Raw genomic sequence first — 15225 nt, forward strand, 5'->3', positions numbered from 1 at the left:
GGCCGTGGCGAACCGTTAAGTGGCTGCCAGGGCGTGGTGGATGTGATGGATGAGGACCCCGAAGAGGGGCTGCTGGGGTGGGGTGAGACCGTGTTCCGGGACGAGCACGTCTTCGAGATCGATTACGTCCCGGAGGTGTTCCGACACCGGGAGTCACAGCTGCAGACGCTGCAGTACGCGCTCCGGCCGGCCGTGCGTGGGTCCCGGCCGTTGAACGTGGTTGCGCGCGGGCCGCCGGGCACCGGGAAGACGACAGCCGTCCAGAAGCTGTTCGGCGAGCTCAGCGGTCAGCCCGGGGTGCAGACGGTGCGGGTGAACTGCCAGGTCGACTCCACGCGGTACGCGGTGTTCTCGCGGGTGTTCGAGGAGATCTTCGACTACGAGCCGCCGTCGTCGGGGATCTCGTTCAAGAAGCTGTTCGGACAGGTGGCCGAGCGGATCGCCGACGACGACGAGGTGTTGGTGGTGGCCTTGGACGACGTGAACTACCTGTTCTACGAGGACGAAGCCGGTGACACGCTGTACTCGCTGTTGCGGGCCCACGAGACCCAGCCGGGCGCGAAGGTCGGTGTCGTGGTGGTGTCGTCGGACCTGGAGTTGGACGTGATCGAGGCCTTGGACGGGCGCGTGCAGTCGGTGTTTCGGCCCGAGGAGGCGTATTTCTCGGCGTACGACCGGGCGGAGATCACGGACATCCTGCGGGATCGTGTGGAGGTCGGGTTCCGGGAGGGCGCGGTCGCGGAGCCGGTGCTGGATGCCGTGGGCGGGCGCACCGACGAGGCGGGCGATCTGCGGGTGGGGATCGACGTGTTGCGGCGAGCGGGGCTGCACGCCGAGTCCCGCGCGAGCAAGACCGTCGAGATGGAGGACGTCGACGCCGTCTACGAGGACGCGAAGCACGTGCATCTGTCGCGGACGCTGGCGGCGCTGTCGGACAACGAGCGCGCGCTGGTGCGGACGGTGGCCGAGCAGGAGGGCGACCGGGCGGGCGACGTGTACGACGTGTTCAACGACCGCACCGACCTGGGGTATACGCGGTACACGGAGATCGTGAACAAACTCGACGAGCTCGGCGTGATCGACGCGGCGTACGAGCAGCGGTCGGGGCGCGGGCGGTCGCGGACGCTGCGGCTCACGCACGACTCGGAGGCGGTCCTGGAGCGCCTGTAGGGAGTGCGGGTGGCTTTTTAGGTGGTGGCGTGCGAGCGTGTGCTATGAAACAGGCTGGCGGGAGCGCCGAGCAAAAGCGGCGGGCCGGGGAGGCGGCGGTGGCCGAGGAAGTGACCGAGGGGGCGGTCGTGGGGCTCGGAACCGGGAGCACGGTGGCGCACGCGATCCGCGCGCTGGGTGCGGAAGCGTCGGACGTCTCGGGGGTAGCGACGTCGTTCGAGTCCCGACGGCGCGCCGTCGACGCCGGGGTGACGGTAACGAGTCTAGAGGCGGCGTCGGTGGACGTCGCGATCGACGGCGCCGATCAGGTGGCCGACGGCGTGCTGGTGAAAGGTGGCGGGGCGGCCCACACGCGCGAGAAATACGTGGCGGCCAGCGCCGACCGCTTCGTGGTGGTCGCCGATCCGTCCAAGGAGAGCGACGTGGTGGACGTGCCGGTGCCGGTGGCGGTGGTGCCTGACGCCTGGCCGGTGGTCGTCGATCGGGTTGAGGCGCTGGGCGGGACGGCGACGCTGCGGGACGCCGAGCGGAAGGACGGGCCGGTGGTTACGGACGCCGGGAGCCTCGTGGTGGACTGCGATTTCGGGGCCATCGAGACCCCCGAGGCGGTGGCGGCGTCGCTGTCGGCGGTTCCGGGCGTCGTCGAGCACGGGCTGTTCGTGGGGATGGCTGACGCCGTCTACGTGGGAACCGACGACGGCGTCCGCGTGCGGGACCCGTAAGCGGGGTGGTGGTGCACGCGGGGCTGTGCGGTGTGAAAAACTGAGAGAAGCGAGTGCCGAATTACAGGTCGCGGGGCTGCACCGTCTTGCGACCGTTGGCCTCGGCGCGTTCCGCGGCGTCGGCGAGGAGGTCGTCGACTTCCTCGTCGAGGGCCTCGTAGAAGTCGGAGGCAACGTTCTTGTCGTCGAGTGCTTCCTTCACAGCGGCCTTGACGATGAGGTCTGCCATACACGCTGGGTTTTCACTCCCCCGCTTATAAGGCTTCCCATAATCGGGCGCGTAACGGCCCGGTTACGGCGTGTACGTGGCGAACTCCATGTGACCAACCACCGCTCCACATGAAACGAACGTGGCCACTCGACAGCAGGTACGAACGAACAGAGATTCACACTCTCGGAAAGTATGTTGGGGATTGGGGAAACTATTTTATTCGTGTGTGGACTATACTGGGATGCCGACGCCAAGTCGGCAGCACCCCAATGCCTCGTTGCACTCACTGTGACGGCCACGTTTCCGATGATTTCGTTCGCGTGTTCGCGGGCGAAGACGGACAGGTTCGCGCGTGCCCGAACTGCTCGGCGAACGCGGGGATCGCTGAGGTATCCCGCGAGCGGGGCCGCCACGCCTGACCGAAAGTCCAGTATCCAACCCGCCGTTTCGTTCTCGCATGCATCACGTGTACGTCATCGAATGCAGTGACGGCACCTACTACACCGGCTACACGACCGACGTCCAGCGACGGGTCGCCGAGCACAACGCCGGCGACGGCGCGAAGTACACGCGGGGGCGCACGCCGGTGACGCTCAGGCACACCGAATCGTTCGACTCGAAGTCCGAGGCGATGCGCCGCGAGTACCGGATCAAGCAGCTCTCGCGGGCGCAAAAAGAGGCGCTGTTCTGACCATCCCCCACGGACACCAGCAACCGGAGGGTCTTTGACGAGTCGCGGCGACGACCGGGCATGGACGAGGTCATCAGTTTCGGCACGGACGGCTGGCGTGCACCCTTATCCGAGTTCACCAGCGACCGCGTGCGCATCGTCGCACAGGGGGTTGCCGACCACCTCGCGGCCGACGGCGGCGCGGGGGACACGGTCGCCGTCGGATACGACGCCCGCGACACGTCCGCGGGGTTCGCCGCGGACGCCGCGGACGTGCTGGCGGCCAACGGCTTCGACGTGGTGCTGCCCGAGCGGGACTGCCCGACGCCCGCGGTCTCACACGCCATCGTCGAACGCGACCTGGCCGGGGCGGTGGTCATCACGGCCTCGCACAACCCCCCCGAGTACAACGGCGTGAAGTTCATTCCCGCTGACGGGGCCGGCGCGCTCCCCAGCGACACCGACGGGATCATGGCGAACCTCGGGACGCCGGCGGCTGGCGACCCCACCGGCGAGATCCGGCGGGTGGACTTCACCGGCCCGCACGTCGCGCACTGCCGCCGCCTCGTGGACGCGTCGCTGGACGGGCTGACGGTCGTGTACGACGCGATGCACGGCAGTGGCCGCGGCGTCACCGGTGACGCGCTGGAAGCGGCGGGCGCGGACGTGATCCGGCGGCGCTGCACCCAGGACGCCGCGTTCGGCGGCACCCCACCGGAGCCGACGCCCGAACACCTCGCCGGCCTCGCCGACGCCGTCGACGAACACGACGCCGACCTCGGCATCGCCAACGACGGGGACGCCGACCGCGTGGCGGCTGTCACGCCCGAGCGCGGCGTGCTCGACGGGAACTGGTTCTACGTGCTGGCCTACGACTACCTGCTGGAGTCCGGGACCGGTCCCGCGGTCCGCACCGTCTCCACGACCGGCCACGTGGACGCGGTGGCCGCCGCCCACGACTGCGAGGTGGTCGAAGTCCCGGTCGGGTTCAAGTGGGTGGCGGCGGCCGTCGACGACCACGACGCCCTGTTCGGCGGCGAGGAGTCCGGCGGCTACACGATGCGCGGGCACGTCCGCCAGAAGGACGGCGTGCTGATGGGGCTGCTCGCCGCCGCGGCGGCGAGCGAAACCGCGCTTGACGACCGTATCGACGCCATCGAGGACGCCCACGGCGAGATCCACCAGGACAAGACGAGCGTCGACTGCCCGGACGACCGCAAACAGGCGGTGCTCGACGGGCTCAGCACCGCACTCCCGGACAGCGTCGCGGGCGTCGCCGTCGACAGCGTCAACGACACGGACGGGTTCAAGATCGTGCTCGCGGACGGGTCGTGGCTGCTGGTTCGGCCGTCGGGCACCGAGCCGAAGATGCGGGTGTACGCGGAGGCGGGCAGCGCCGCCCGCGTCGCGGCGCTGCTGGACGCCGGACGCGAACTCGTCGCGCCCGTCGTCTGAGGCGGTGGCCCGGGCTATCCGAGGACGCCCCGATAGCGCTCGCCGCGGCGCTCGCAGTCGAATCCCAGGCCGTCGTAGAACGGCTTCACGCCGGGGTCGAAGTTCGCCGTGAGGGGACGCCAGCGGGTCGTCGCCGCCCCGACGAGCCGGGAGCCGATGCCCTGGCCACGGCGACGCCGCCGAACAGCGACCGCTTCGACGTGCGCGCCCGTCTCGTGTCGGGGGACGGCGACGAGCGCGCCGACGATGCGGTTGTCGTGGTCGGCGACCACGACGGTCCCCGCTTCGATGCGATTCGCAACGGTAGCGGCGTCCACAGCCAGGTTCGCGCCGTCGAGCACCCGCATCACGCCGAGGTGGTCGCGTGGCCCCGCCGTCCGGACGACGGGCGTGGTGGTGTGGTCGGCCACCTCACCCACCCTGGATGAGGCGAAGCACGCGCACGAAATCCGCGTCCACGGGGTGGTCTTCGGGGACCGGCGAACCGTCAACCATCACTGCGACCTCGTGGGGGCTCAACCCCACGTCGGCGAGCAGGTCGGCGTACGTCGTCGGCGGCCCGGGTTCGGTGTCGGCGGCCGTGGTGACGGTGAACTCGTGGGTGTCCCCGCCGACCACGGACAGAGTCACGCGCATACTGGCGGTACTGCTGTGGCTGCCTTCAGCCCCGCGGTCGTCAGGTCGGGGCGGCGTCACGCGGCGGTTCGTCGCCGTGGTACTGCCCCCAGGCGACGCCCAGCAGGTGGACGCTGCGGTGGTGACGTTCCCACCGGGCCGCGCGCTGTCGGCAGTGAGCGCGTGCGTGGGGCTGTCTGTGGCTGCCGTCGCGCCGGAGCTGTCCGGGCGACAACACCCACGGTGCGCGTTCGCAGCGCCAGCAACCGGATGGGTGGGTCTCGCGGCGTTTAAGTCCCACACGCTCGTGGTGGCGAGCATGACCGACGCCGCGGGCGGCCGCCAGGAGATCTGGGTTGAGAAGTACCGGCCCGAACGCCTCGAAGACGTGGTTGGCCACCCCGACATCACCGAGCGCCTGCAGAGCTACGTCGACCGCGACGACCTCCCACACCTCCTGTTTGCGGGGCCGGCGGGCACCGGAAAAACGGCGTCCTCGGTGTCGATTGCCAAGGAACTCTACGGCGACGACTGGCAGGACAACTTCCTGGAGTTGAACGCCAGCGACGAGCGCGGCATCGACGTGGTCCGGGACCGCATCAAGGACTTCGCGCGGTCGTCGTTCGGCGGCCACAACTACCGCGTCATCTTCCTGGACGAGGCGGACGCGCTCACCGACGACGCCCAGTCGGCGCTGCGCCGCACGATGGAGCAGTTCTCGAACAACACCCGGTTCATCCTCTCGTGTAACTACTCCTCGAAGATCATCGACCCGATCCAGTCCCGGTGTGCGGTGTTCCGGTTCGCGCAGCTCGGCGACGACGCGGTCGCCGCCCACCTCCGTGAGATCGCCGAGACGGAGGGCCTGGAACACACCGACGACGGCATCGACGCGCTGGTGTACGCCGCGGACGGCGACATGCGCCGCGCGATCAACGCCCTCCAGGCGGCCTCGGCGACCGGCGACAGCGTCAACGAGGAGACCGTCTACGCGATCACCGCGACCGCCCGTCCCGAGGAGATCGAGACGATGGTGACCGAGGCACTGGGCGGCGACTTCGCGGCCGCGCGAGCCACGCTGGACGACCTCCTCACGAACCGGGGGTTGGCGGGCGGCGACATCATCGACCAGGTGCACCGCTCGGTCTGGGAGTTCGATGTCGAGGAGGCGGCCGCAGTGCGGCTGCTGGACCGCCTCGGGGAGGCCGACTACCGCATCGCGGAGGGCGCAAACGAGCGCGTGCAACTGGAGGCGCTGTTGGCGTCCGTCGCACTGAACGCCGACGAGTAGCCCGCGACCGCTGGCGAAACCTCGTGGATGTCTTCGGGTGTCAGGTCAGCGGTTTCGCCGGGGCAAAGAGCCACGTCCTCGGTGATCGAGGGGAACGAGAAAAGCAAGAAGCTGGGCGTTGTGACGGACTGACTACGACACCGAAAACAAACGCCTGCGAAATGAGCGTGTGGCAGTAAAGTGCGATAAAAAAGATTTTCTGCAACTATTATAATCCATCTAACTAAGTATGGATAGATCAGATGATACGAAGTTGGAACCGACGCGATCCCGCTTCGTCTCGTCCCGCCTTCCCTTAGCAAGCCGGCAGTTTAGAGTGAAACTCCAAAACCCACGATACTGGCTGTACTGTCTGTTCGTCTTTGGCTTCGGAACCGCAAGGATGAACGGACTCATATTCGCACAGACAAGCAACTACACCCCCGGCCCAGAACATCCTATTCTCGTCTTTCAATGGGTCATGGGAATTATCGGTGGGTCTGCCGCGATATTTTTAGGTTACAACATCGTTGCTGGCGACCGGGCCAGTGGTCGAATCCGGCTCCTGTTGAAGCTCCCCTACACTCGGTCCAGATACATCGCTGAGAAGTTTCTCGGTGAAGCAGCAGCACTCGTGACATTCACCACGATCGCGATTCTCGGTGGCTTCGCGGTGTGGACGGTCGTTAACAGCCGTCCACCGCTTCTTGCCTCTGTTGTGTTCCTCGGTTTCACAGCACTGTACCTCCTCGTCTGGCTCTCGCTTTCGACAGCAGTGTCGGCCGTCGTGAAGACCGGGCGCCGGTCAGTCTCAGTCCTCGTGTCACTGTTCTTCGGCATGCTGTTCTTTTGGGAGGGAATAATGGGTCCGCCGATACAAGCCAACGCCCTGTTCTTTGATCGTCTCGTGCCGATCCGTAGCTATCTGGCTGTCACGAACTGGATCGCCGGACTCCCGAACACTCACAGCTGGGGAACCAGCGTGATGGAACAGCTGAAAGTCACTAACCTATTTGTTACAAATGTTACGATCGTTCCAAGAGTGCTCGATGGCGCGGTTCCATGGTATCTCTCGGAATGGCTCTCGCTCGTTGTTCTTTCACTATGGGGGATCGTTCCGTTACTTATCGCGTGCCGCTGGTTCAACACAACGGATATCGCGTAGCGAAGCGCCGAAATCAGCAGGGATCCCCGCCTAACTCTCGGCTGCTGCCGACGTTGTGTAGGCCGCAAACACGTCCTGCAGCGAGGCGGTCTCAGTCTCGAACTCGCGTGGATTCACACCCAGCTGTTCCAACTGCTTCAGTACGGCCAGCTGGCGTTCGACTGAACACTCGATGTGGAGCGTGCACCCGTCGACTTCGACACCATTGACTGCATTGTGATTCAGTAATGGTTCAAGTTCGTTCGGCACGTGGTCAACTGAAACTCGCAGTTGGGCTGCATCGCTGAGCGTCTCGCGCAGCGATTCGATACTGTCGACCGTCAGAAGCGACCCGTCAGCGAGGATCCCGATACGGTCACAGACTGACTCGACCTGTCCGAGGCGATGACTGGAGAAGAAGACTGTCGCCCCGCGTGCGGTTTGCTCTTCGACCAGCTCCTGGAGCAACTGTGCTCCATTCGGGTCAAGCCCGGTCGACGGTTCGTCAAGCAACAGGACGTCCGGCTCTCCTGCACACGCCATTGCGATCAGGAGACGCTGTGTCATTCCGCGGGAGTACCCGGTTGCGGGACGGTCAGCGTCTTCGAGCAGTCCAACCCGGTCAAGGAGCGGTGTCGTCTCGCTGTCCACGTCACGGGCATCCAACTCGAACGCGAGGTGGTCTCTCCCGGTCCAGCCGGGCATTACTTCGAACCCATCCGGAACGACACCGCAGTTGCGACGGATTGATGTGCCGTCTTCGGCCGGGTCAAGTCCGAACACAGAGGCAGTGCCTGAGGTCCGTTGAATGAACCCCAGAAGGATATCGATCGTTGTCGACTTGCCCGAGCCGTTCGGGCCCAGGAATCCGAACACTTCGCCTTGTTCTACGGACAGGTCGAGACCGTCAACTGCGGTCGTGTTACTGTACGATTTCGATAGCGATGTTGTCTCAATCACACCCATCTTGTTTACCTGTTCAGGTTGATCGTTGGGTAGCTCTGTTAATTATTTTACCATACTGAACGTGGATTACAAGCGGTCGTCGGTGACAGCCGAACAGCGCTGTTCGGAGGGCGGCCGTCGCTATCGGTGATTGACGACGGCTCACAGCGACAGCCACCCGTGTATCGTTGTTCACGCGTCACCCGTGGCTCATCAGGCCACACAGCGGGGTTCGGTCCGGAGTCTCTGCCGCTGCGTTGTGCGGACCGAGTATCGTCAGAGGTGGTGTCGGCGTAGGTTGTGGGTACTGTCTCAGACGCTATCCGCGCAGGTCCGCCGGCGGCCCGCCCGGCAACTGGTCGCGGTCGTGGGGCGCGAAGAACGCCGGGTTCGGGCCCGTCGGGACGAGGCGCTTGGGGTTGAGGTGGCCGTGGCTGCGGTAGTAGTGCTGCTTGACGTGCTCCATGTAGAGGGTGTCCGCGACGCCGGGGAGCTGGCAGAGCTCCCGAAGGTACGGCCAGAGGTTGTCGTAGTCGCTGATGCGCTAGCGGTTGCACTTGAAGTGCGTGTGGTAGACCTCGTCGAAGCGGTACAGGGTCGTGAACATCGCCACGTCGGCCTCCGTGAGCACGTCGCCGGCGAGGTAGCGCTGCTCCGCGAGCACGTCGTCGTAGTGCGCGAGCGCCTCGAAGAGGTCGTCGACGGCGTTGTCGTACGCGCGCTGGCTGTCCGCGAAGCCGGCGCGGTAGACGCCGTTGTTGATGGGGTCGTAGATGTCCTCGATGAGGCGGTCCACCTCGTCCCGGTAGCCCTCGGGGTAGAGGTCCACGTCGCGTGCGGCGTGGTCGTCGAAGGCCACGTCCAGCATCCGCATGATTTCCTCGCTTTCGTTGTTCACGATGGTGTCCGCGTCCGTGTCGTACAGCACGGGCACCGTGACGCGGCCCGTGTATTCGGGGTCAGCTTCGGTGTAGACGTCCCGGAGGTGGGTGCCGCCGAAGACGTGGTCTGGCGTGCAGCCGGGTTTCTCCGGGTCGAACGTCCAACCCTGATCGTAGCGCACGGGGTCGACGACGCTGACCGAGATCGCGTCTTCGAGGCCCAAGAGCGCGCGCACGAGGAGCGTGCGGTGGGCCCACGGGCAGGCGTAGGAGACGTAGAGGTGGTAGCGCCCGGCCGCCGGGGGTACGTCGTCGCCGACCCAGTTCCGGAAGCTGGTGGTGTCGCGCTCGAAGGCACCGTCGTCGCTGTGTTCGTTCATGTCCGCCTCAGTGCGCCAGTCACCGTCGATCATGCGGCCCATGCCCGTCGGTACGCGAGCCAGCGGCTTAGCAGTGGGGGCGGGGTTTGATTCCACGGGGTATTTGACCGGCGACACCGAAACGCAGGCCATGCCACACAGACGGCGCGTGCTCACGGCGACGGCAGCGGCGGCGAGCCTGTCGCTTGCCGGCTGTCTCTCGAACGACGGCGGCGGCGACAGCCAGGCGTCCAGTTCCACGGACGCCGAGACGACCGGCGACGCAGCGTCGCTGGCCGACCACCCGGCGGCGGCGGGGCTGGACGCCCAGCCCGTGCTCGGCCCGGACCCGCTGTCGGCCGACACCACGGTGGTGGTGTTCTCCGATCCGTCGTGTCCGCACTGCCAGGACTTCGAGGCGGACGTGTTCCCGAAGCTGAACGCGAACTTCATCGAGCCGGGGTCGCTGTCGTACGTCTACCGGAACATGGCGTTCGTCGCGCCGTGGGCGACAGGCGCTGTGCACGCCTTCGAGGAGACCTACGAGCGAAACGCGGACGCGTTCTGGGCGCTCCGCGAGTGGGTGTACAGCAACCCCGACCAGGTCGCCGACGATCCCGGCGAAACCATCAAATCGTACCTGGCGTCGGAGACCGACATCGAGGACCCCGAGGCGGTCCGGACGGCGGCCGCCGAGCGCACGCAGAGCGCGCAGGTCTCCCAGGACGAAACCGCCGCGAAGAACGCCGGGATCAAGTCGACGCCCGGGTTCGTGGTGGCTGCCGACGGCGTCGTCACCACGTCGTTCACCGGCGCGAAGCCCTACGACGAGTTCGTCGAGTTGGCTGGGCTGAGCGAGTAGCGCGTGGGGTGCGGTAGCGCTCCCGGAACTGTTTTACTCGCTCGCCGGCCACCTACGTCCAATGAGCGACCTCGAATCTGCCTACCGCCTCGAATACTTCGAGGAGGAGGGGTTTCACCGCCGGGAATGCGTGTCGTGTGGCGCGCACTTCTGGACGCGCGACGGCGACCGCGAGACGTGCGGTGAGCCGCCCTGCGAGGACTACCAGTTCATCGACAACCCCGGCTTCGATGCGTCGTACTCGCTGACCGAGATGCGGTCGGCGATGGTGTCGTACTTCGAGCGCGCGGGCCACGACAGCATCGACCCGTATCCGGTGGCGGCGAACCGGTGGCGCGACGACGTGCTGTTGACCCAGGCGTCGATCTATGACTTCCAGCCCCACGTCACGAGCGGGGCGTCACCGCCACCGGCGAACCCGCTGGTGGTGAGCCAGCCCTGCATTCGGATGCAGGACATCGACAACGTGGGGAAGACCGGGCGGCACACGATGGCGTTCGAGATGCTGGGCCATCACGCGTTCAACGCCGACGAGGGCACCGACTACGCCTACGACGGGGAGGTGTACTGGAAGGACACGGCCGTCGAGCACTGCGAGGGGTTGCTGGCGGACGTGGGGGTGTCCCTCGACGAGGTGACGTTCATCGAGGATCCCTGGGTCGGCGGCGGGAACGCCGGCGCGGCGTTCGAGGTCATCTATCGGGGCTTGGAGTTGGCGACGCTGGTGTTCATGAGCCTCGAACGGGATCCGGACGGCGAGTACGAGATGAAAGACGGGCACACGTACGCGGAGATGGACCGCCGCGTCGTGGACACCGGCTACGGCGTCGAGCGCTGGACGTGGATGAGCCAGGGCACGCCGACCGTCTACGAGGCGGTCTACCCCGACACCATCGACTTCCTCAAAGAGCAGGCGGGCATCGAGCACACCGACGAGGAGGCCGAACTCGTGCACCGTGCGTCGAAGCACGCGGGGAACCTCGATATCGACGAGGTGGCCGACATCGAGGACGCGCGCGCCGGGATCGCCGCTGAGCTGGGTGTCGACGCCGAGCGCCTCACCGAGCTTGTGGCGCCCCTGGAGGACATCTACGCGATCGCCGACCACTCCCGGGTGTTGGCGTACATGTTCGGCGACGGGATCGTGCCGTCGAACGTCGGCACGGGCTATCTGGCGCGGATGGTGCTGCGCCGCACCAAGCGCTTGGTGGATGACATCGGTGCCGACGTGCCCCTCGACGAGCTCGTCGACATGCAGGCCGACCGGCTGGGGTACGAGAACCGCGACACGATCCGGAGCATCGTGCGGTCGGAGGTCGAGAAGTACGGGGAGACCCTCGAACGTGGGGGGCGTCGCGTCGAGCAGCTGGCCGAGGAGTACGCCGACCGCGGGGAGCCGGTTCCGACCGACGAGCTGATCGAGCTGTACGACTCACACGGCATCCAGCCGGGGATGGTCGCCGACATCGCCGCCGACGTCGGGGCGACCGTCGACGCGCCCGACGACTTCTATTCGCTGGTGGCGGCCCGCCACGACGACGGCGACAGCGGGGCGGCGGGCGGCGACGGCGGCGGCGACGACCGGCTGGCGGATCTGCCCGAGACGGAGACGCTGTACTACGACGACGCGTACGGGTCTGAGTTCGAGGCCGTTGTCCTCGACGTCTTCGAGCGGGAGGGCGAGGACGGCGACGGTGCCTTCGACGTGGTGCTCGATCAGACGATGTTCTACCCGGAGGGCGGCGGGCAGCCGGCGGACACGGGCGTGTTGACCGGTGATGACCACACCGTGGACGTGATCGACGTCCAGGAGCGCGACGGCGTGGTGTTGCATCGCACCACCGACAACCCCGGGAAGGGGGAGTTCGTGCGCGGGCAGATCGACACCGAGCGCCGCCGCCGGCTGATGGCCCACCACACGGCGACGCATATCGTGGTGTACGCCGCCCGGCAGGTGCTGGGCGAGCACGTCCGGCAGGCCGGCGCGCAGAAGGGCGTCGACTCCTCGCGCATCGACGTCACGCACTACGAGCGCGTGGACAGGGAGACCGTCAAGGAGATCGAGCGCGTGGCGAACGAGATCGTGCGCGCGAACACGAGCGTGCAGTGCGAGTGGCCCGACCGCCACGAGGCCGAGGCGGAGTACGGGTTCGACCTCTATCAGGGCGGCATCCCGGCGGGAGAGCAGATCCGGCTCGTGCACGTCGACGACGACGTGCAGGCCTGCGGGGGGACCCACGTGGCTCGCACTGGTGAGATCGGGTCGATCAAGATCCTGAACGCCGAGCGCGTGCAGGACGGCGTCGAGCGGCTGACGTTCGCCGCCGGCGCGGCCGCCGTCGAGCACGTGCAGGGGCAGGAAGACGATCTGCGGGCGGCCGCCGAGGTGCTCGATGTGACGCCGTCGGAGGTTCCGGAGACCGCCGAGCGGTTTTTCACCGAGTGGAAGGACCGCGGGAAGACCATCGACGACCTCAAAGAGCAGCTCGCGGAGGCGCGGGCGTCCGGCGGCGGTGCCGGCGAAGAGGTCGACGTCGCCGGCACGACGGCCGTCGTGCAGCGCGTGGACGGCGACATGGACGAGTTGCAAGCGACCGCGAACGCGCTGGTCGACGGCGGGCAGGTCGCGGTCGTCGGCTCCGGTGCCGACGGCGCGCAGTTCGTCGTGGGCGTCCCCGACGGTGTGCCCGTGAACGCCGGCGAGGTCGTCGGCGAGCTCGCGGCCATGGTGGGGGGCGGTGGCGGTGGGCCGCCGGACTTCGCGCAGGGCGGGGGACCGGACGCGGAGCGCCTCGACGACGCACTGTCGCGGGCGGCCGACGTGCTCGGTGACGCCGCGAGCGCGGAGTAACGCCGGATCGGCGGCTCAGTACGCGTCGTCCGGGTCGAAGACCTGGTCGCCGACGGTGTCGCCGTCGAGCGTGCGGTGGAAGCAGGATTCGTGGCCGGTGTGGCAGGCGCCGCCGGTCTGGGCGACGAGATACAGCAGGGCGTCGCCGTCGCAGTCGACGCGGATCTCGTCGACGGATTGGGTGTTGCCGCTGGTTGCGCCTTTCTCCCAGAGTTCGTCGCGGGACCGCGAGTAGTAGTGCGCCCGCCCGGTGGTGGCGGTTTTCGCGACCGCCTCGCGGGTGGCGTACGCGAGCATGAGTACGTCGCGGCTGTCGGCGTCCTGGGCGATCACGGCGACGAGGCCGTCGCCGTCGTCGGTGTGGCCGGCACCGCCGAAGTCGAGGTCGACGTCGAACTCCTCCATACTGGCGACTGGGTGCCCGGGGGGTTAGTGGTTGTGCGTGCCGGGTCAGGCCGCCGCGAACCCCAGGGCGTCCAGCACGTAGAACAGCACGTCGCCGAACGTGAGCGCGACGACGAGGCCGGCGAACAGCGGCAGGAGGAACGGGACGCCGGGGGTGACCCAGACGTCGTCGTGGTCGGTGATGAGGTCGAGGCCGTCGCGGAGCTGGGCTGGGGTGGTGCCGTACGCGGAGTGGTCGATGTCCGCGAGGAACGCGGCGGCACCCCAGGGGTCGCCGCTGCCGTCGGTGGCGACTGCGCCGTCGGTCGGGTCGCCGGGGGTGTCGGGGAGCGTGTCCGGGTGTCGGAGGCCGGGGTCCGAGCGGAGGTCCGCGAGCGTGCAGTCACGCCATCGGAGATACATCCGGAGGGCGTCCAGGTCGAGGCCGCTGCGCGTGAACCCGCCGGCCGAGGATTCCAGCAGGCTGCCGTGAACCGTGGCGAGGTCGTCGGCGGCGACCCGCCGGCCGACGAACATGACCACGGAGACGTTCCCGGTGAGGGAGTTCCGGGCGCCGAGCACGAGCGGGTACGCGAGTGCGAACAGCACCGTGTTCGTGAGGACGGTCAGCGAGAAGACGCCGAGCGTGGTGGAGACACCGGGGAGTGCGTAGCCCGCGAACTCATAGGCGGGGTAGGTGGGGAAGAGGACGGCGAGCACCATGAACGCGCGGGCGTCCGCGCCGCCGAAGCCGCCGATATACCAGAAGCCGTACGCCAGCGGGATGACGAACAGGAGGCTGAACGCGGTTCGGATGGCGAACGGCGTGAGCCCGCCGGGGATGCCGAGTGCGACGAAGCCGTCCCACAGCAGGAGGAGCACGCCGAGGAGCGCCAGTGGCCCCCAGAGGGTGTTCGAGACGCGGCGCGTGTGTATGTCGCGGACGGCGGCCCAGCCGAGCGCTGGCACTGCAACGAGCCGGAGGAGATCCGGTATCGAGGCGTCGACCACTACCGGGTGAGGGACCTACGGTTGCTTAGCTGTTTTGCACGTGGTCGGCCGGGCTGTGTGGACACCCGCGAATAAGTAATGAACTTTTATGAAGTATGAGGGCGGAGCGTTCGACACGGATGCTCCCCCGACAGCCCGGATCGGCCCGCACAGCGTCGTTGTTTCAGATCCCTGTAATCGCCAATACGTTTATTGTCGATGTCTGTTTCGACTACTAACGAACAATGAGCGCCACAGATCCAACCGTCGTCCTCGGAACGATCGGTTCAGACGCCCACGCGGTCGGCATCACGCTGCTGGATCACGCGTTGCGGGAGGCTGGGTTCACCGTCCACAACCTCGGCGCACAGACGGCCAAAACGGAGTTCGCGACGGCGGCCGCTGACCACGACGCCGACGCGGTGTTGGTGTCCTCGCTGTACGGTCACGCCCAGCAGGACTGTGCGGGGCTCCACGATCAGTTGGCGGCGGCGGGCGTGGACGCGACGACTGTCGTGGGCGGGAACCTCGCGGTCGGCCAGACCGACTTCGAGACGGTCAAACAGCGCTTCGAGGAGATGGGCTTCGACAGGGTGTTCAGCGCCCAAACCGGCTTCGAGGCGGTCGTCGATGCGGTCAAGACGGAACTGGACGTGGACGAACGCAGCCCGACAACCACCACCCTCGGCGCGTAAC

The 15225-nt window shown here is 67.2% G+C and carries 16 protein-coding genes and 1 pseudogene; 10 read left to right on the forward strand and 7 right to left on the reverse strand.

All coding sequences use genetic code 11. From position 1 onward, the window contains the following. Positions 1 to 45 precede the first annotated feature (45 nt). Positions 46 to 1170: an ORC1-type DNA replication protein gene (locus ACOZ32_RS03155; protein WP_010903688.1), complete on the forward strand. Its 1125-nt coding sequence runs from the start codon at positions 46 to 48 to the stop codon at positions 1168 to 1170. A 44-nt stretch (positions 1171 to 1214) separates the two neighbouring features. Next, the gene (gene rpiA / locus ACOZ32_RS03160) at positions 1215 to 1892 is read left to right on the forward strand and encodes a ribose 5-phosphate isomerase A (protein ID WP_285271416.1); all 678 of its coding nucleotides are present in this window, start codon (positions 1215 to 1217) and stop codon (positions 1890 to 1892) included. 61 nt (positions 1893 to 1953) lie between these two features. Here rpiA and ACOZ32_RS03165 read toward each other — a convergent pair whose 3' ends face one another. Beyond that, positions 1954 to 2121, reverse strand: coding sequence for a DUF1931 family protein (locus ACOZ32_RS03165; RefSeq protein ID WP_010903690.1), 168 nt, complete (start codon positions 2119 to 2121; stop codon positions 1954 to 1956). A 251-nt stretch (positions 2122 to 2372) separates the two neighbouring features. Here ACOZ32_RS03165 and ACOZ32_RS03170 point away from each other — a divergent pair, with 251 nt between their 5' ends. From ACOZ32_RS03170 to ACOZ32_RS03180, 3 genes are read left to right on the forward strand one after another with little or no spacing between them, the layout of a single operon-like run. Beyond that, the gene (locus ACOZ32_RS03170) at positions 2373 to 2522 is read left to right on the forward strand and encodes a DUF7563 family protein (RefSeq protein WP_012289473.1); all 150 of its coding nucleotides are present in this window, start codon (positions 2373 to 2375) and stop codon (positions 2520 to 2522) included. Positions 2523 to 2560: 38 nt separating this feature from the next. After that, the gene (locus tag ACOZ32_RS03175; RefSeq protein ID WP_010903691.1) at positions 2561 to 2794 is read left to right on the forward strand and encodes a GIY-YIG nuclease family protein; all 234 of its coding nucleotides are present in this window, start codon (positions 2561 to 2563) and stop codon (positions 2792 to 2794) included. A gap of 60 nt (positions 2795 to 2854) precedes the next feature. Beyond that, on the forward strand, positions 2855 to 4228 hold the full coding sequence (locus ACOZ32_RS03180) for a phosphoglucomutase/phosphomannomutase family protein (protein WP_424334926.1): 1374 nt from the start codon (positions 2855 to 2857) through the stop codon (positions 4226 to 4228). 14 nt (positions 4229 to 4242) lie between these two features. Here ACOZ32_RS03180 and ACOZ32_RS03185 read toward each other — a convergent pair whose 3' ends face one another. Together ACOZ32_RS03185 and samp2 are read right to left on the reverse strand one after the other, a co-directional pair. Further along, positions 4243 to 4575, reverse strand: a complete 333-nt coding sequence (locus ACOZ32_RS03185; protein WP_424335256.1) for a GNAT family N-acetyltransferase — start codon at positions 4573 to 4575, stop codon at positions 4243 to 4245. Between the two features lie 64 nt (positions 4576 to 4639). After that, positions 4640 to 4864, reverse strand: a complete 225-nt coding sequence (gene samp2 / locus ACOZ32_RS03190) for a ubiquitin-like small modifier protein SAMP2 (protein ID WP_012289475.1) — start codon at positions 4862 to 4864, stop codon at positions 4640 to 4642. A gap of 298 nt (positions 4865 to 5162) precedes the next feature. On the opposite strand from samp2, the gene ACOZ32_RS03195 reads away from it, so the two are divergent. Both ACOZ32_RS03195 and ACOZ32_RS03200 read left to right on the forward strand, forming a co-directional pair. Beyond that, on the forward strand, positions 5163 to 6134 hold the full coding sequence (locus ACOZ32_RS03195) for a replication factor C small subunit (RefSeq protein WP_235168555.1): 972 nt from the start codon (positions 5163 to 5165) through the stop codon (positions 6132 to 6134). Between the two features lie 229 nt (positions 6135 to 6363). Then, positions 6364 to 7278 (forward strand): ABC transporter permease subunit, encoded by a 915-nt coding sequence (locus ACOZ32_RS03200; protein WP_424334927.1) that lies wholly within the window; start codon positions 6364 to 6366, stop codon positions 7276 to 7278. A gap of 30 nt (positions 7279 to 7308) precedes the next feature. Here ACOZ32_RS03200 and ACOZ32_RS03205 read toward each other — a convergent pair whose 3' ends face one another. Both ACOZ32_RS03205 and ACOZ32_RS03210 read right to left on the reverse strand, forming a co-directional pair. After that, complete coding sequence (locus tag ACOZ32_RS03205; protein WP_424334928.1) at positions 7309 to 8223, reverse strand: ABC transporter ATP-binding protein; 915 nt, start codon at positions 8221 to 8223, stop codon at positions 7309 to 7311. Positions 8224 to 8521: 298 nt separating this feature from the next. Beyond that, a pseudogene (locus tag ACOZ32_RS03210) lies at positions 8522 to 9505 on the reverse strand (glutathione S-transferase family protein). A gap of 88 nt (positions 9506 to 9593) precedes the next feature. On the opposite strand from ACOZ32_RS03210, the gene ACOZ32_RS03215 reads away from it, so the two are divergent. Next, positions 9594 to 10304 carry a DsbA family protein gene (locus ACOZ32_RS03215; protein WP_229373372.1) on the forward strand — a complete coding sequence of 237 codons (711 nt, stop codon included), beginning with the start codon at positions 9594 to 9596 and terminating at the stop codon, positions 10302 to 10304. A 61-nt stretch (positions 10305 to 10365) separates the two neighbouring features. Continuing rightward, positions 10366 to 13155: an alanine--tRNA ligase gene (gene alaS, locus ACOZ32_RS03220; protein ID WP_205251172.1), complete on the forward strand. Its 2790-nt coding sequence runs from the start codon at positions 10366 to 10368 to the stop codon at positions 13153 to 13155. Between the two features lie 15 nt (positions 13156 to 13170). On the opposite strand, the gene hisI is transcribed toward alaS, so the two are convergent. After that, complete coding sequence (hisI, locus tag ACOZ32_RS03225) at positions 13171 to 13560, reverse strand: phosphoribosyl-AMP cyclohydrolase (RefSeq protein WP_136361599.1); 390 nt, start codon at positions 13558 to 13560, stop codon at positions 13171 to 13173. 45 nt (positions 13561 to 13605) lie between these two features. Next, positions 13606 to 14550 (reverse strand): A24 family peptidase C-terminal domain-containing protein, encoded by a 945-nt coding sequence (locus ACOZ32_RS03230; RefSeq protein WP_424334929.1) that lies wholly within the window; start codon positions 14548 to 14550, stop codon positions 13606 to 13608. Between the two features lie 224 nt (positions 14551 to 14774). Between ACOZ32_RS03230 and mamA the strand changes: the two genes are divergently transcribed. Beyond that, entirely contained in the window at positions 14775 to 15224 is a 450-nt protein-coding gene (gene mamA / locus ACOZ32_RS03235) for a methylaspartate mutase subunit S (RefSeq protein ID WP_010903701.1), read from the forward strand. The last annotated feature ends 1 nt before the right edge of the window (position 15225 follow it).

It is taken from the genome of Halobacterium sp. MBLA0001 (assembly GCF_049705385.1).
GTDB classification, from domain to species: domain Archaea; phylum Halobacteriota; class Halobacteria; order Halobacteriales; family Halobacteriaceae; genus Halobacterium; species Halobacterium salinarum.

Excerpts from the sequence above, each read along its gene's own strand:
- mamA (WP_010903701.1), top strand. The coding sequence starts at position 14,775 with ATGAGCGCCACAGATCCAACCGTCGTCCTCGGAACGATCGGTTCAGAC.
- ACOZ32_RS03200 (WP_424334927.1), top strand. The coding sequence starts at position 6,364 with ATGGATAGATCAGATGATACGAAGTTGGAACCGACGCGATCCCGCTTC.
- ACOZ32_RS03185 (WP_424335256.1), bottom strand. The coding sequence starts at position 4,575 with ATGCGGGTGCTCGACGGCGCGAACCTGGCTGTGGACGCCGCTACCGTT.
- hisI (WP_136361599.1), bottom strand. The coding sequence starts at position 13,560 with ATGGAGGAGTTCGACGTCGACCTCGACTTCGGCGGTGCCGGCCACACC.
- ACOZ32_RS03205 (WP_424334928.1), bottom strand. The coding sequence starts at position 8,223 with ATGGGTGTGATTGAGACAACATCGCTATCGAAATCGTACAGTAACACG.
- ACOZ32_RS03175 (WP_010903691.1), top strand. The coding sequence starts at position 2,561 with ATGCATCACGTGTACGTCATCGAATGCAGTGACGGCACCTACTACACC.
- ACOZ32_RS03165 (WP_010903690.1), bottom strand. The coding sequence starts at position 2,121 with ATGGCAGACCTCATCGTCAAGGCCGCTGTGAAGGAAGCACTCGACGAC.
- ACOZ32_RS03180 (WP_424334926.1), top strand. The coding sequence starts at position 2,855 with ATGGACGAGGTCATCAGTTTCGGCACGGACGGCTGGCGTGCACCCTTA.
- ACOZ32_RS03195 (WP_235168555.1), top strand. The coding sequence starts at position 5,163 with ATGACCGACGCCGCGGGCGGCCGCCAGGAGATCTGGGTTGAGAAGTAC.
- samp2 (WP_012289475.1), bottom strand. The coding sequence starts at position 4,864 with ATGCGCGTGACTCTGTCCGTGGTCGGCGGGGACACCCACGAGTTCACC.
- alaS (WP_205251172.1), top strand. The coding sequence starts at position 10,366 with ATGAGCGACCTCGAATCTGCCTACCGCCTCGAATACTTCGAGGAGGAG.
- ACOZ32_RS03215 (WP_229373372.1), top strand. The coding sequence starts at position 9,594 with ATGCCACACAGACGGCGCGTGCTCACGGCGACGGCAGCGGCGGCGAGC.
- ACOZ32_RS03170 (WP_012289473.1), top strand. The coding sequence starts at position 2,373 with ATGCCTCGTTGCACTCACTGTGACGGCCACGTTTCCGATGATTTCGTT.
- rpiA (WP_285271416.1), top strand. The coding sequence starts at position 1,215 with ATGAAACAGGCTGGCGGGAGCGCCGAGCAAAAGCGGCGGGCCGGGGAG.
- ACOZ32_RS03155 (WP_010903688.1), top strand. The coding sequence starts at position 46 with ATGGATGAGGACCCCGAAGAGGGGCTGCTGGGGTGGGGTGAGACCGTG.